The sequence below is a fragment of the Chitinophaga sp. W3I9 genome (genome assembly GCF_050434025.1).
Lineage (GTDB): Bacteria > Bacteroidota > Bacteroidia > Chitinophagales > Chitinophagaceae > Chitinophaga.
The window spans coordinates 3,857,095-3,872,339 of record NZ_JBNPWC010000001.1 but is presented as its reverse complement, the minus strand read 5'-3'; the positions used below and the strand labels follow the sequence as shown (position 1 = coordinate 3,872,339).

Genomic DNA, 15,245 nt, shown 5'->3' with positions numbered 1-15,245 from the left:
GTAATTGGCTACAAAACTATCCCTTTGGATAACCGCCTTTTTTTAATTATACCAAACGCGGTATCTTTTATAGCAAAGTATACCGGGGTACTACAAAACATATTTCTTGTCTTATGCGTTTTTATAATGCGTCCTGATTTCGTATAAAAAGCGTACACTTTCGTATAAAACCAGGATCAAACCATCACTTTAATTATTAAGTTTGCTATATACAATTTTATAAATGAATGATTTTAACCATCAACAGCTTATTAGCGAAAACGTGCTGTTTCGTTTCCTGATTTCACCTGACCTCAGGATATTCCGTCATTTGCTGCTCATTGTTTTTATAGGTAGTGTATTGTACAACAGCGCTTCCGTAATTGCCAACCCGATAGCGATATTTGTATATTTTATAATATTATTTTATGTAAATATGTACGTACTGGTACCAAAGCTTTTGTTCAGGAATAAGAATATCAAATACTGCTTATCAGTGATCATCATCCTGGTTGTAATGGCTGTTTGTGGCTATTTTTTTAATCCTATTAATAAAGAAAATGCGCTGAATATTCCACTTTTTTCCTTCCTTACTGTACTGCTGTTAGCAGCGTCATCTTCCATAAAACTGTTTCAGAAGGGAATGATGGACAAGCAATTGATCTACGAGCTGAAACAGTCGAAAACTGATGCAGAACTGGAACAATTGAAAAACCAGATCAACCCGCATTTTTTATTTAATATGCTCAACAATGCCAATGTTCTGACAAAGAAAGATCCCGAAAAAGCCTCGCAGGTTTTAATGAAGTTGAGCGATTTACTTCGCTACCAACTTTATGACAGTGCAAGAGATAAGGTGTTGTTGACTTCGGATATTCATTTCTTGGAAGATTTTTTAAATTTGGAGAAAGTAAGGCGGGATAGTTTTGATTTCCTGATTTCAAAAGAGGGAGATCTGAGCGGCGTGCAAATCCCTCCTTTGCTGTTCATTTCGTTTGTGGAAAATGCGGTAAAGCACAACAATGATGCAACAAAAGCATCTTATGTAAACCTGTATTTCGATATTAGAAACGATGAACTTTTCTTTAAATGTATCAATTCCAAACCTGTGCTTAAATCCGTTAATAATACAGGCGGATTGGGGCTGGCAAATATCAAACGAAGACTGGAACTTTTGTTCCCGGCAACACATCGTTTAAATATCGAAGATGATTCAGAAAGGTATTGCGTAACCTTAACTATAAAGCTATAACTTGCATAGTAATCAATAACGAGCCGATGGCGATGAACGTGATCAAATTCAAATATCGCAAACGATAATTTCGTTATATAGTAAAGCGTATAAATTATGAACTGCATTATTATAGATGATGAACCACTCGCAAGAGAAGCCATAGAGATGTTGATTGACCAAACCGATGATTTAGATTTAATCGGTTCGTTCAACAGCCCCGAAGCCGCCAAAAATTTTATAGAAAACAATACGGTTGAATTAATTTTCCTTGACATACAAATGCCGGGAATAAACGGAATTGAATTTGCCCGAACCATTCCGAAAGAAACATTTGTGATTTTCACAACCGCCTATTCTGAATTTGCTACCGACAGCTATGAAGTAGATGCGATTGACTACCTGATAAAACCCGTAAAATCGGACCGTTTTCAAAAAGCGGTTGAGAAAGCCCGCACCTACTCCAAATTATTCAAGGCGGACTACGCCGATAACAATATTGAACAGGTAGCAGACGACTTTTTCTTTGTGAAAGCAGACCGGAGAATTTTTAAAATCTATTTTAATAACATACTTTTTATTCAGGGTTTAAAAGACTATGTCGTGATGCATAGCGAAAATCAGAAAGTAATTACGGCGATGAATATCAAAACTATCTACGATCAATTACCAAAAGATATGTTTGTGAGAGTAAGCAAATCCTATGTCATTAATGTTAAGCATATCGATTCTGTGGATAATAACACAGTGTACATAGGTACAAACGAAATTCCCATCGGAAATACTTACAGGGATTTCTTTTTCAATGAATTTGTAACAAAAAAGATTGCGAACAGGTAGCATACGCATTTCCCTGCTGTATCAAAAGGCGCTTTCAGCCAGAAGAAGCCTTGATGAAATTTACCCTCCCGATTAGCGATACGATAGCTTCACAACACCCTATTGGTTACTATTATCTCCTTTTGTATAAAAACCAGCCGGTTTGGTATAAAATGAATTTAAGCCGTTCTCCTGTGGACTATTTTAGCATCATTTATCAGAAATCCTTTTACAGACGAAGGAATAAGTTAGAATGTATGGCTAAAAATTTTCTAATGCTAATGATCTTTTGCATCTATGTCAAAGCTGAGGCCCAGGAGAGCTGGACATTGAAGCATTGTATAGCGTATGGTCTGCAAAATAACCGGAATGCCAGCATTTATGCGAATCAGAAGATAGCTGCCGATGCTAAAGCCAGGGAGGTTCTTGCAGATTATCTCCCCAAAGTGAGCCTTACTTCAATGTTGGACAACAATCTCAAATTGCAGCAAAATGTTATTCCAGCTGGAGTTCTCGGACCCAATGAAATCAAGGTGTCCCTTACCCAAAAATTTAACTCGAATGCCGTTGCACAACTTGACCAGGTATTATACGATCAGTCATTGTTGACAGGGCTTAAAGCAAATAAGTTCAATAGGGAACTGGCGGATCTCAATATTCAACAGAGTCAGGAATCAATTATCTACAATATTAGCGCTGCCTTTTTTCAATTGCTGGTTTACCGGCAACAAATTCTGCTGTTAGAATTTAACAGCAAAACATATGAACGACAGATGGATATATACCGGCTGCAAGTGGCTAAAGGTGTTGTATTACAGAAGGACCTGGATAAGGTGTCCGTGGATTTCAATAACACTATGTCACAGATCAGGGTAGCTGAGAGTAATTTTCAATTGGCGGAGAATCAATTGAAATTCGAGATGGGATATCCCATTGATGATAAACTTCCCGTTAATCTGGTTGATGCTATAGCACCGCTGGCTGGTCCGGAGGATTCGCTGGTGCGTTTTTCTCCGGCAGCCCGGATTGACTATCGGATATCATCCGCTAATATCAGATTATTAGAGATAGAACAGGCTCGCATTAAAGCCGAAGGACTACCCAAATTAACGGGATATGTGCGTTATGGCGCTGTTGGATTTGGCGAAAAATTGAGAGGGTCCTATGATGAATTATTGCCATATTCGACAGTCGGCTTAAAACTTACAATTCCAATCTTGGACTTCTATAAACGTAATGCCAGACATAAGCAGGCTGTGTTGAATCGGATCAATGCAGAGGAGAGTTTGAAGCTTTCCGAGAGTAAGTTCAGCGTTGAATTTGAAAATGCCCGGACGAAAGTTGCCCAAACCCGGACCAATATGGAAAACGATAAACGAAATATGGACCTGGCCGAATCAGTATTTAAGGTAACAAATCTTCAATTTCAGAAAGGCACTACTGATTTGAATGACTGGTTAATTACCCAGAATTCCCTCAAGTCAGCACAAAACAATTATCTGAACGCTATCTACAACTACTACCAGGCTCGGGTTGATCTTGAGAAAGCCGCGGGTACATTGAAAACATTTTTAAATTCTCTTTAACTGGGATGAAAAAAAGAATCGTATTGATACTGGTTATTACTGCAATGTTAATTGCCATTGTGTTTAAGTTAGCATACAATAAAACCAAAATTGCAGAGAAAAATTCGCCTGCTAAGATTGAAGACATCCGTATACCTGTCACTACCTCCAATGTGAAGTCGGAGATTATGCTGGAACCGCTGGTGAAAACTGGCGCGCTGGCGCCTTTAAGAGCGTCCAGGGTGTTCTCTGCTTCCGGCGGCCAGTTACAGAAAGTGATGTTCAACCTGGGCGACCATGTAAGAAAGGGCCAGTTACTCGCTATTGTTGATAGCAGGTTGCTTGCGCTAGATCTGCAAAAGGCAGAAACGAATGTTGCAAAGTTGGAGAGGGATATTAATAATTACAGGGAACTGTTGGCAGGAAACGCCGTCACCCTTGAAAAGGTGGAGAGTATGCAACAAAGCTATAATGACGCATTGAATCTTGCTCAACAGATACGAAAACAGATAGCCGATGCGAGTATTAAAGCGCCGGATGATGGCATTATTGCTTCCAAACCGGTTGAACAGGGCATATTCATAGCGGCCGGAACGGAAGTGGCTTCAATAGTGAATATGTCGTTGCTGAAAGTACAGGTAAATCTGACTGAGGATGAAGTTTACAAGGTGGCTAAAGGCCAGAAAATTGGTATCACCACAGCTGTTTATCCAGGAAGAATTATTCCCGGCGTAGTGATTTTCATTAGTCCCCAGGCTAACCAGGCATTCAATTATCAGGTTGAGATTACTGCACCGAATGATAAATCCATGCCGCTGCTTGCAGGTACATTTGTTAATGTCGATTTCTCAAAGAAAACTGAACGGAAAGTATTACTTGTTTCGCGGGAGGCCTTAATCGAAAGCACTACTAATGCAGCTGTTTATGTGGTGATAAATGGCAAGGCTATCCGGCGGGAAATCAGCGTAGGTAGAAATTATGGGGATGAACTGGAGGTACTGGGTGGTTTGGAAGACAAGGATAAGGTGGTTATTTCTGGTCAGGTTAACCTGAAAGACAGTGCCTTGATTAATGTTATTAAGTAAAGAATAAGATGTATGTCAATTACTGAAATCGCCATAAAACGGCCACTACTGCTGATTGTGATCTTTACTGTACTGATCCTGTTTGGTGTCCAGTCGTACCTGGGTTTAAATTACAATCTCCTGCCCAAAATTGATGTTCCTACGGTTTCTGTCAGCACAATCTATCCAGGGGCTGCAGCTGCTGAAGTTCAAACCAATGTTACAAAAAAATTGGAAGATGCGGTTTCCTCAGTTGAGGGATTGGATCAAATTAGTTCAACTTCCCAGGAGAATCTTTCAATAATTACAATTTCTTTCAGATCGGGAACCGATATCGATAAAGCAGAACGTGATGTTCAGCGAAAAGCCGATCAAATTATTAGTCAGTTACCACTTGATGCTGAAAAGCCGGGGATAAGTAAAGTTAACCTGGATGAAACACCGGTTATTAAGGCCGGCGTTACGGGGAACCTGCCTCCGCGGAAAATTTTTGAGCTGGTTGATAACCAGTTGCGCCCAATATTACAGAACGTTCCCGGAGTGGGGCAGGTTAACATTATCGGGGGAGAAAAACGGGAGATTCAGGTAAATGTAATGCAGGATAGGCTTATGGCTTATGGGCTTTCCATTGGACAGGTGACAAATGCGATCGGTAAAGCGAACCTTTCATTTCCTGCAGGGAGCATTGAAACAACAAACAAACAGCTTTCCATCCGCTACGATGCAAATGTGGATTCGATCGGGGAGCTTCGTAATCTGATCATTTTACAACACCCAACTCAGGGTACCATAAAGTTAGGAGATGTTGCGGATGTGTCAGATGGGACGGCAAAGCCTACCGCCATCAACCACATAGATGGGATTCCATCAATTGGTATCCAAATCATTAAGCAGAGTGATGCAAATGCAGTGGCAGTAAGTGATCGGGTAAAGAAGTGCTTTCGTGAGCTAGAGAAACAATACTCGGGGCAGAAACTGCTGTTTAATGTTTCCTCGGATCAGAGCGTGTATACATTGCATGCAGCTAATGCAGTTATGTTCGATCTGTTTTTGGCTGTAATAATTGTAGGTATTGTAATGTTGGCTTTCCTCCATAGTATAAGAAGTGCGTCATTTGTACTGATCGCTCTTCCATCTTCTATCATTCCTACATTTATCGCCATGTATCTGATGGGATTTTCCTTGAATTTAATGACGCTAATGGCAATGTCTTTGGTGGTGGGGATACTTGTGGATGATTCAATTGTGGTTCTGGAGAATATTTACCGCCATATGGAGATGGGGGCGGATCGCCGGAAGGCTGCACTGGAAGGACGAAATGAGATTGGTTTTACAGCCTTATCTATCACATTGGTGGATGTGGTGGTGTTTCTGCCGTTGGCATTAGCAGGCGGGATGATTGGAGCAATTTTACGGGAATTTTCCCTCGTCGTTGTTTTTTCAACACTAATGAGCCTCTTCGTATCATTTACCATCACACCTGTGCTGGCAAGCAGGTTTGGTAAACTGGAGCAGCTGTCTGCAAAAAGTATTTGGGGAAGGATTAATTTGAAGTTCGAGTACTTTATCGAAATGATAAAAGAGGAATATGGCAGGTTATTAAGAGCAGTATTAAGAAAAAAGAGATGGTTACTGATACTTGTAATGTGCCTGATTTTTGGATCAATTGCGTTGGTCCCGATGGGGTTTATCGGCGCCGCGTTTATTCCTAAAGCGGATCAAAGTGATTTGATCCTGAATATGGAACTGGAGCCAACAGCAAGTATTTACAAGACTAATATGAAGGTTCAGCAGGCGGAAAAGATTATCCGGGAACAACCAGAGGTGAAGAAGATCTTCTCCAGCATAGGATTTGTGAGTGGAAGTGTGGCTGGAGCATCTGCAAATGCTAACCTGGCTGAACTGACGGTTGGCCTGGTCGATAAGAACGGGAGAAGTAAAAGTTCTGAGGAACTCGGAATGTATCTACAGCAAGAACTAAGTACTATCATAGAGGGTGTGAAGTTTACAGTCGCCTCCACTTCAATAACCGGAAATGTAAGCAATGCGCCGATACAGATAGCCATCAAAGGTGTTGATCTGAGCGCCGTTCGACAGGTTGCCCAGGAGTATATGAAGGTGGTCGCAGATGTTCCCGGAGCGCAGTTTGTAAAGCTGTCGGTAAAGGACAGGAAACCCGAGGTGGACATCAGGCTCAATAGGGAAAAAATGAGTCTCCTTGGACTCAATGCGAGTGCTGTTGGTGTTGCGTTACAGAATGCTTTTAGCGGGGATGATAAGAACCAGTTCAAACAAAATGGGAACGAGTATGATATCAGGACAGGGCTGGATCAGTTTAGCAAATCGGATATCAGCAATATAATGGACCTGCCGGTGGTAAACGCTAATGGTCAGACAATACTGCTGCGGCAATTCGCGGATGTTAAAGAAACACTGGGGGAAACCACTCTTCAGCGTATTGACCGGCTCGGGTCTATTACAGTGCAGGCAAACGTTTCCGGGCGGCCAACGGGTACTGTAGCCGATGAAATCAAAGCTAAGACAAAATCTATAAAGGTGCCGGAAGGGGTTAATATTGAGTACCTGGGAGATTCCAGGAATCAGGCAGATGCCTTTGGAAGCCTTGGTCTGGCACTTATCACCGCAATCGTACTGGTATATCTTATCATGGTAGCGCTTTATGAAAACGCGGTGTATCCATTTGTAGTGCTGTTTTCGATACCAGTGGCACTGGTTGGTGCATTACTGGCACTGGCGCTAACTATGGAAACATTAAACATCTTTACAATTATTGGGATGATTATGCTATTGGGGTTAGTCGCTAAAAATGCTATTCTCATTGTCGACTTTGCAAATAAACTCAAAGAGGAGGGACATGGAACTGTAGAAGCACTGATAGAAGCAGGCAGGGAAAGGCTTCGCCCAATTTTAATGACAACGCTCGCGATGATTTTTGGCATGTTACCTATAGCAATGGCAAAAGGCGCCGCGGCTGAGATTAAAAACGGAATGGCCTGGGTAATCATTGGGGGGCTGACAAGTTCTATGATACTCACGCTCTTTGTGGTACCCGCAATGTACCTGATTGTGGATGGTATACTTGTCCGCCTTTCCCGTCATCGTAAGCAGCCTTCCATCGAGGGTACTTCATAAGCAGCAAGAAAGCCGCCTCATTCCGGGCAACCTTAATTTTTGTAGTTGAATCGTGATAGGTGCCGGTTGCTAAGGTATTATGGGCCGCGTTTGGCCAATATTCCTCCTGAACATAATGCAGATGTATACTTTCTGAACACTTATGGGTAACACTAACACATACAGTGTAATCAGTTGTAGGTTAGACAAACGGCCCCGATATTTATCGGGGCTTAATTGTTTGTGAAGTATTGTGCTTTCCAGCTACTTTCTCGTACGCAGGGAAGTATAAAATACCAGCAATAAAAAAGCCTCAAAACCTTTACTAATAAAGATTTTGAGGCTTGTCGGGACGACTGGATTCGAACCAGCGACCTCTTGCACCCCATGCAAGCGCGCTACCGGGCTGCGCTACGTCCCGTTTTAACCGGTAAATTCCCCATTCGATGGGGTGCAAAAGTACTTAATTATTTTATTTTTCAAAATATTAGGTATACTTTTTTTTATAAAATATTCATTTCTAAGGAATCATCGAAGCTTCGGACTACCCCTCATTTTCCGCCCACCGGGATTCTTCCGTATTACCATTGATCAAAAGTTCAGCTCCGGCAACGACAGGCGGTCATGCCTGTGCGACAATTTTTGTTATTGTTCAAACTCCGGATATATCGCGCCGCCTTATTTGTTGTAAGAATACAGATTGTTGCCTTTTTTCATTATATTCAATATCGATATAACTGCTTGTCAGATGAAGGACGATTGATTGATTATCATAATCATTCGTTTCTTTTTCTTAACTGCCTAAGTATATTAATCAATAGTTTTGTTTTCATGTTAAAGTGCAGATCATTACCTGCCAGGTACTATATACCCTCCAATGCAAGATCAAGATTAAATAAATAAAGCAATATGGCTAAATATTCAATTCATGTAAATGGCAAAACACACGAAGTGGATGTGTTAGAAGATATGCCATTGTTATGGGTGCTGCGGGATATCATTGGCTTAAAGGGAACCAAGTTCGGTTGCGGCAAAGCCTTGTGCGGCGCCTGCACGGTACATCTCAATGACACGGCCATCCGCTCCTGCAGTTATCCTGTTTCTGCAGTTGGCGCCGATAAGATTACCACCATTGAGGGGTTGGCGGAAGAAGGGGATCATCCTGTTCAGCAAGCCTGGGAAAAGCTGGTCGTGCCACAATGCGGCTACTGTCAAACCGGGCAAATCATGAATGCAGCAGCCTTGCTGAAAAAGAATCCGCACCCGTCCGAACAGGAAGTCGAACAGGCGATGCAGGGCAATCTTTGCAGATGCGGCACCTACAACAGGATTAAAGCAGCTATACTAAGTGCTGCTACTGTCTAATTAATCAGTCATTCAAAAAGAACAGATCCATGAAGGTTATATCTCCATTTGAGAAGAACACCGATGCCGTAGCATCGGAAATCTTCAGAGCTTCCAGAAGAGATTTTCTAAAAGTAGGTGGTTTACTCGCAGGAGGTTTGGTGTTGGGTGTGAGTATTTTTAGCTGTAATGAAAAAGGAAAAAAGATTGCCACTTTAGCTCCCAATGTATATTTACGTATTACTTCGGCCGGAGAAGTGATCATCATTGCCCACCGCTCTGAAATGGGTCAGGGCATCCGGACTTCCCTCCCACTGGTTATAGCAGATGAATTGGGAGCCGATTGGAGCAAGGTTCAGATTGTGCAGGCAGAAGGCGATGAAAAGAAATATGGCAATCAAAATACAGATGGCTCCTTTTCCATAAGGATGTTCTATAAGCCGATGCGTGAGGCAGGAGCAATCGCCAAACTTTTACTCATGCAGGCGGCGGCAAAAAAATGGCAGGTGCCCGTAGAGGAATGCGACACGGCCAACGGCCAGGTGGTTCACAAAAAATCGAATAAGCAGCTGGGTTTTGGCGAGTTGGTGGACGCCGCCAACCTTTTACCGGTTCCCCTTGCGGCCAATGTGAAACTGAAAGATCGTAGCCGCTTTAATATGATTGGCAAAGCAACTCCCATTGTGGATCTGCACGATATTGTAAGTGGCAAAGCCGTTTTTGGAATAGATGCCGTGACAGAAGGCATGAAAGTGGCGGTTATAAAAAGGTGCCCGGTAGTAGGCGGTTCTGTAAAGTCGTTTAACGATACAAAAGCCCGCAGCATACCAGGGGTGATCAAAGTTATTGCCATTAAGGGCGCGGGTCTTCCGGCTACTTTAACAAAACCCCTGAGTGGTGTGGCGGTTATTGCTGAAAATACCTGGGCAGCCATCAAAGCCCGCGATCTGCTGGAAGTGCAATGGGACCTGGGACCTAATGCTACCTATGATTCAGCCAAACAGATCGAGGAATTAAAGCTGGAAGTCGCGAAAAATGGAACGGTGCGCAGAAAGCGGGGCGACTTTAACGCCGCAAAATCGGGAGCTAAAAAAGTGATTGAACATACCTACGTGGCGCCACACCTTGCCCACGCCACCCTGGAGCCGCCCTGCGCGCTCGCAGTGGTAAAAAATGGCACCTGCGAAGTTTGGGCCTGCACGCAAAACCCACAGGGAGCGCGGGATGCCATTGCAGAAGCATTGGGATTTTCCGCAGAAAAGGTAAAGATAAATGTTACCCTGCTGGGCGGCGCTTTCGGACGTAAGTCCAAGCCCGATTTCATGCTGGAAGCAGCCATACTCGCAAAAGAATCCGGTCTTCCCATCAAAGTACAGTGGACCCGGGAAGACGACATCCATCACGATTACCACCATGCTTTAAGCGTACAACGCATTGTTGCCACCATTGACCACGACAATAAGCTCAGTGGCTGGAATCACCACATTGCCTACCCCTCCATTTCGGCTACAGAAGATACTTCCGTGGTGCAACCCAGTGACGGAGAGCTGGCGCTGGGTGCTTCCGACTTCCCGTATAACGCGCCTGCCATACAAATAGAAACGCATGATGCCAAGTCACACATGCGTATAGGCTGGCTGAGATCCGTGCGTAACATTCCCCAGGCATTTGCGATTACCACCATGCTGGACGAAGTAGCGGAAGCAAGAGGAATGGACGCTGTTGCCAATGCCATTGACCTTCTGGGAGAAGACCGTAACATCACCTTCAACCAGGAACTGGTGAAAACCACTTATCCGAATTATGGAGAGGATATCGCCAATTACCCCTGGGAAATCAGCCGGATGAAAGGCGTTATCCAACGGGTTGCCAAGGAATCCGGATGGGGGAAAACAATGCCCAAAGGTTCCGCACTTGGCTTTGCTGCGCACCGGAGTTTTTTAACGTACGTTGCCTGCGTAGTGGAAGTACAGGTAGATGCGAATAACAAAATCACGATTCCAAGCGTCCATTATGCGGTCGATTGTGGTACGGCCGTAAACACCGACAGGATCAAATCGCAGTTTGAAGGAGGTGCGCAATTTTCGGCCAGCTTTGCGTTGAAGAGTGCTATTACCCTGAAAAACGGGCAGGTGGAACAGAACAATTTCGACGGCTACCAGATTATCCGGATGCCGGAGTCACCGAAAGAAATACATGTGCACATCATAGAAAGTGATGCCCAGCCAACCGGTATTGGCGAGCCTCCCGTGCCGCCTTTCACCCCCGCATTATGTAATGCGATTTATGCCGCAATAGGTAAACGCATCTATACCCTGCCTATTGATTTGAGCGCCTGATGTATGCAAATAGTTAAATAATTGAATGAACAAGGCCCGCTTTGCAACGGGCCTTGTTCATTCAATTCAAGTTCCGGTATTCCCTCGGTGAATAACCGGTTTTGCTTTTAAATAATTTTGTAAAGTGAGATGGGTGTTCAAATCCCAGCTCGTAGGCTATTGTTGCAATAGCGTTGTCGGTGCCCCACAACAGGGATTTAGCCTTGTCTATCAGCTTCAGATGAATGTGCTCCTGTGTCGACTTACCGGTATATTTGCTTAATAAATCCGAAAGATAATTGGCGGAGAGATGAAGACGCGATGCGAAATATTTCACATCCGGTACACCGGACGCTATTGGAGCATCCTGGGCGAAATAGTCATTCAAAATCCTGTCAAATTTCTCTATAATATCATTGCTTGCCTTTGTTCTTGTAAAAAACTGGCGATCGTAAAACCTTGCGCAATAGGATAACATCAATTCAAGATTAGTCAGGATAAGATGGTGTGAATGAGTATCCAGATTCATCGAGATCTCCCTGCTGATATTCTTCAGACAATCTTCCAGCACACTTTTTTCAGCATCCGAAATATGCAGGCATTCGTTGGTATCATACCCAAAAAAAGAATAGCCGGTCAGCTTTTGTCCCCTGCTGGTGTGCAAAAAATCAGGGTGGATATAAATTGCCCAGCCTTCCACCTTATTCTCTATGCCGGGCGATAAAACCTGCTGGGGAGCTGTGAACATCAATGAGCCTTCGGAGAAATCGTAAGAAGTACGCCCATATTTAAAGGAGCCCTCTATTTTCTTGCAGGCAATGGAATATAAATCCAACCGGTAGGCCGCCCCTGCCTTCCGGTGCGACCGGTCCACTTTAGACAAATCCACCACGCTTATCAACGGGTGCAGTGGCTTATCATAATGAAAAAAATCATGCAATTCCGAAATCGATCCGATGTCGATATACTTCGTTGGTGTTGTCATAAAGTAATTTAACAAAAAAAGAGATATCATTAACGACAGCGGCCATCTGACAGATGGCCGCTGTCGTTAATCAGATAAAGATACCGCCGCTAACCTCAATTCGCTGGGCATTTACAAAGCGGCTGTCGTCTGAAAGAAGTGATGCAACAAAAGCGCCAACATCATCCGCCTCGCCAAGGCGACCGATGGCAGTCATACCGGCAATCTGCTGACGATGACTTTCATCCCCTTTTCCTCCGCCAAACTCCGTGTCAATGGCGCCGGGCGCCACACTGTTAAAACGAATTTTCCTTTCCGCATATTCTTTGGCAAAATACCTGGTCAGTCCTTCTAATCCCGCTTTGAGCGCACCATACACTGCAACACCGGGAAAAGCAAAGCGGGCAAGGCCAGATGAAATATTGATCACCTGCCCGCCCTCCTTCATCAAGGGAATCAGCTTTTGCATCAGGAAAAATACGCCTTTGAAATTTACGTTTACGAGCTGGTCGAAAATCTCCGGGGTGGTGTCTTTAATGAGCGTTCGCTGGGCGATCCCTGCATTATTTACAAGGTAGTCGAAGTCTTCCCGGTTCCATTCTTTTTTAAGTACCTGTTGAACCTGGCCGACGAAATCGTTGATGGAGCTAAATTCAGCAGCATCCATCTGCAAAGCAACAGCTTTTCCTCCATTACCATTGATAGTATCCGCTACCGCCTGGCCTTGTTCAGGATTGCTATTGTAAGTAAGGATGACGCCGATATTACGTTTAGCCGCATTTAATGCAATGCTTTTCCCTATACCCCGGCTGCCACCGGTCACCAGGACGATTTTTGATGGCTGATTTGTTGTGTTCATAATCATTGAATTTTATAACACAAAGTTCCATCAGCCTTTCGTCACGCAGTTGAACATTTAACGGTAAAACTTATACATTTCTCTGAAATGAAATGTATTTAACGCTGGTGAGAAGCTACTATTCATTCAATGTCTATAAGTTGCACATAATTGCCGGCGCTACATAAACTCCGCCTGCATCCCCAATAATATCAATACCACCACTAATTTATCCGCAACAAACTTCTTGCGAAGTACCTGGTTGGCCAGGTTTAGATGCTTTTCAATCGCTTTTACACTCAACTTTAACTGATCTGCAATTTCCTGGTGAGTATAGCCATGTTGTTGTTTCAGGAGGAATATTTTACGGCGTTTCTCCGGTAAGGAATTAATAACTTCATGAAAACTACGCCAACCATCTTTGAATATCAGGTCTTCTTCGAAAGATACAGAAAGCGGTTGCTTCTCATTAAAGGCAATATCCCGTAACAAACGCCTTGCTTCCTTCTGATTGTGGTTCACTATTATACGGTAAACATAGGTGCGCAACAAGGGATAGATCATCGCATCATCCTTCAGCGAGGGCAGGTTATCCCATACCTTAATAAAACACTCCTGCACCAGGTCTTCTACCACGAGGGTATCTTTAGTATATCGTTTTACAAAATGATAAAGGCGGTCTTTATTGTCCAGGTAGATCCGCTTAAACCTTTCCTCCAGGTGAAGTGATTGCATATCCATATTGCTGGTACTTCCCGTTATCGGGGAGCTACAAAGTTGGAAAAGTTTTACCTTCTGCCGCTTCTCTTATAAAAGATAATGATTAATTCACATGCCCACTCACCAATGTTATCTCCATGTTAACTCCACTTTTCGCGGTAGGGTTCTGGTATGCCAGTGCTGTGTTATTATTAGCGGAGATCTTAAATGCACTTCATGATGATAGATAAAGCCTTGCTTAGTAAATACTTTGACGGAACATGCACACCACAGGAAGAACAACAGGTGCTTAAGTACCTGGCGGGACGGGACCATCAGGAATTCATTTCCCTTATGGAACAATCATGGGATGACCTGCCTGCCGGCAATATTGGGGAAGACATTACCCGGCGTATGCTGATGCAACTGGAAATGAAAACTTATGGAAGGAAGCAGGTTATTCCTATTGAACGTGCTTCGCAGAAATGGCGGAAAAGCTGGCTGCGCATAGCGGCTGCTGTAGTATTCATGATAACAGGAACTACATATTGGCTTATTACGAACAGGAACCATACGGCACCCATTACCTGGACCACTATCTATAATGATCATAACAATTCCGAACTAGCCGTATTACCTGACAATAGTAAGGTGTGGCTGGCGCCAGGCAGTAAATTATCCTATACGCCATTTACCGGCAAAGGGCAGCGCAGTATCAAACTGGATGGAGAAGCTTTTTTTGATGTGGCGCAAAATGCCTCCCGGCCATTTGTGGTGTATACAGATAAGCTAGCTACCCGTGTGTTGGGTACCACCTTTAATATTGAGGCCTACCCGCATGAAGCAGCCGTGAGAGTGTCGCTGGTAAGCGGACTGGTTACGGTAGCATCTGCTGACAGCGCTGATCATATGGCTACAAGGCTTCACCCGGGCGATGTGATGGGTTACGAAAAAAGCAGCCATACGTTTAAACGGCAACAGATTAAAATCAGTGATCCGCAAGAATGGACGAGCGGTTCACTGGTGTTTAATGATCTGCCGCTCACGGATGCGGTACAAAGAGTAGCCGCACGATATCACCTGGTTATACACTATGCAAAAGGAACGCAATCCGCACTGTCAGATAAAAAGATAACAGCCATCTTCCGGAAAGAAAGCAGTAGCGAGATCTTAAATAATATACTTTTCATCTCCAACTGTTATATGCAGCAGCACGGCCAGGATATCACCGTTTACAATATGCCTTAAACCAACGCCAATAGCGGGGCCATATCCCCGCTATAATCTATTCT

11 protein-coding genes and 1 tRNA gene are annotated in these 15,245 nt (G+C 43.6%); 8 read left to right on the top strand and 4 right to left on the bottom strand.

Going from position 1 to position 15,245, the window contains the following annotated elements; all coding sequences use genetic code 11:
- The first annotated feature begins 475 nt into the window (after nt 1-475).
- The 5 genes from QFZ51_RS15965 to QFZ51_RS15945 all read left to right on the top strand — a co-directional run bounded on the left by QFZ51_RS15965 (nt 476) and on the right by QFZ51_RS15945 (nt 7,811).
- The gene (locus QFZ51_RS15965) at nt 476-1,231 is read left to right on the top strand and encodes a sensor histidine kinase (protein WP_429047118.1); all 756 of its coding nucleotides are present in this window, start codon (nt 476-478) and stop codon (nt 1,229-1,231) included.
- Nucleotides 1,232-1,327: 96 nt separating this feature from the next.
- Complete coding sequence (locus QFZ51_RS15960) at nt 1,328-2,050, top strand: LytR/AlgR family response regulator transcription factor (RefSeq protein WP_429047115.1); 723 nt, start codon at nt 1,328-1,330, stop codon at nt 2,048-2,050.
- Between the two features lie 236 nt (nt 2,051-2,286).
- Nucleotides 2,287-3,615, top strand: a complete 1,329-nt coding sequence (locus tag QFZ51_RS15955; protein ID WP_429047113.1) for a TolC family protein — start codon at nt 2,287-2,289, stop codon at nt 3,613-3,615.
- 5 nt (nt 3,616-3,620) lie between these two features.
- A complete protein-coding gene (locus QFZ51_RS15950; RefSeq protein WP_429047111.1) occupies nt 3,621-4,679 on the top strand; it encodes an efflux RND transporter periplasmic adaptor subunit in 1,059 nt (352 codons plus the stop codon).
- A gap of 12 nt (nt 4,680-4,691) precedes the next feature.
- Entirely contained in the window at nt 4,692-7,811 is a 3,120-nt protein-coding gene (locus tag QFZ51_RS15945) for an efflux RND transporter permease subunit (protein WP_429047109.1), read from the top strand.
- A gap of 326 nt (nt 7,812-8,137) precedes the next feature.
- Here the strand turns inward: QFZ51_RS15945 and QFZ51_RS15940 are convergent.
- Nucleotides 8,138-8,211: transfer RNA gene (locus QFZ51_RS15940), tRNA-Pro, on the bottom strand.
- A gap of 488 nt (nt 8,212-8,699) precedes the next feature.
- Here QFZ51_RS15940 and QFZ51_RS15935 point away from each other — a divergent pair.
- On the top strand, nt 8,700-9,155 hold the full coding sequence (locus QFZ51_RS15935) for a (2Fe-2S)-binding protein (protein ID WP_370912998.1): 456 nt from the start codon (nt 8,700-8,702) through the stop codon (nt 9,153-9,155).
- 29 nt (nt 9,156-9,184) lie between these two features.
- The gene (locus QFZ51_RS15930; RefSeq protein ID WP_429047107.1) at nt 9,185-11,473 is read left to right on the top strand and encodes a molybdopterin cofactor-binding domain-containing protein; all 2,289 of its coding nucleotides are present in this window, start codon (nt 9,185-9,187) and stop codon (nt 11,471-11,473) included.
- A gap of 61 nt (nt 11,474-11,534) precedes the next feature.
- Here the strand turns inward: QFZ51_RS15930 and QFZ51_RS15925 are convergent, their stop codons facing one another.
- From QFZ51_RS15925 to QFZ51_RS15915, 3 genes are all read right to left on the bottom strand, one after another.
- Nucleotides 11,535-12,437, bottom strand: coding sequence for a helix-turn-helix domain-containing protein (locus QFZ51_RS15925; RefSeq protein WP_429047105.1), 903 nt, complete (start codon nt 12,435-12,437; stop codon nt 11,535-11,537).
- 70 nt (nt 12,438-12,507) lie between these two features.
- Nucleotides 12,508-13,275, bottom strand: coding sequence for an SDR family NAD(P)-dependent oxidoreductase (locus tag QFZ51_RS15920; RefSeq protein ID WP_429047103.1), 768 nt, complete (start codon nt 13,273-13,275; stop codon nt 12,508-12,510).
- Between the two features lie 159 nt (nt 13,276-13,434).
- Nucleotides 13,435-13,995, bottom strand: a complete 561-nt coding sequence (locus tag QFZ51_RS15915; RefSeq protein ID WP_429047101.1) for a sigma-70 family RNA polymerase sigma factor — start codon at nt 13,993-13,995, stop codon at nt 13,435-13,437.
- Nucleotides 13,996-14,190: 195 nt separating this feature from the next.
- Between QFZ51_RS15915 and QFZ51_RS15910 the strand changes: the two genes are divergently transcribed.
- Nucleotides 14,191-15,201 carry a FecR family protein gene (locus QFZ51_RS15910; protein WP_429047099.1) on the top strand — a complete coding sequence of 337 codons (1,011 nt, stop codon included), beginning with the start codon at nt 14,191-14,193 and terminating at the stop codon, nt 15,199-15,201.
- Nucleotides 15,202-15,245: the final 44 nt, after the last annotated feature.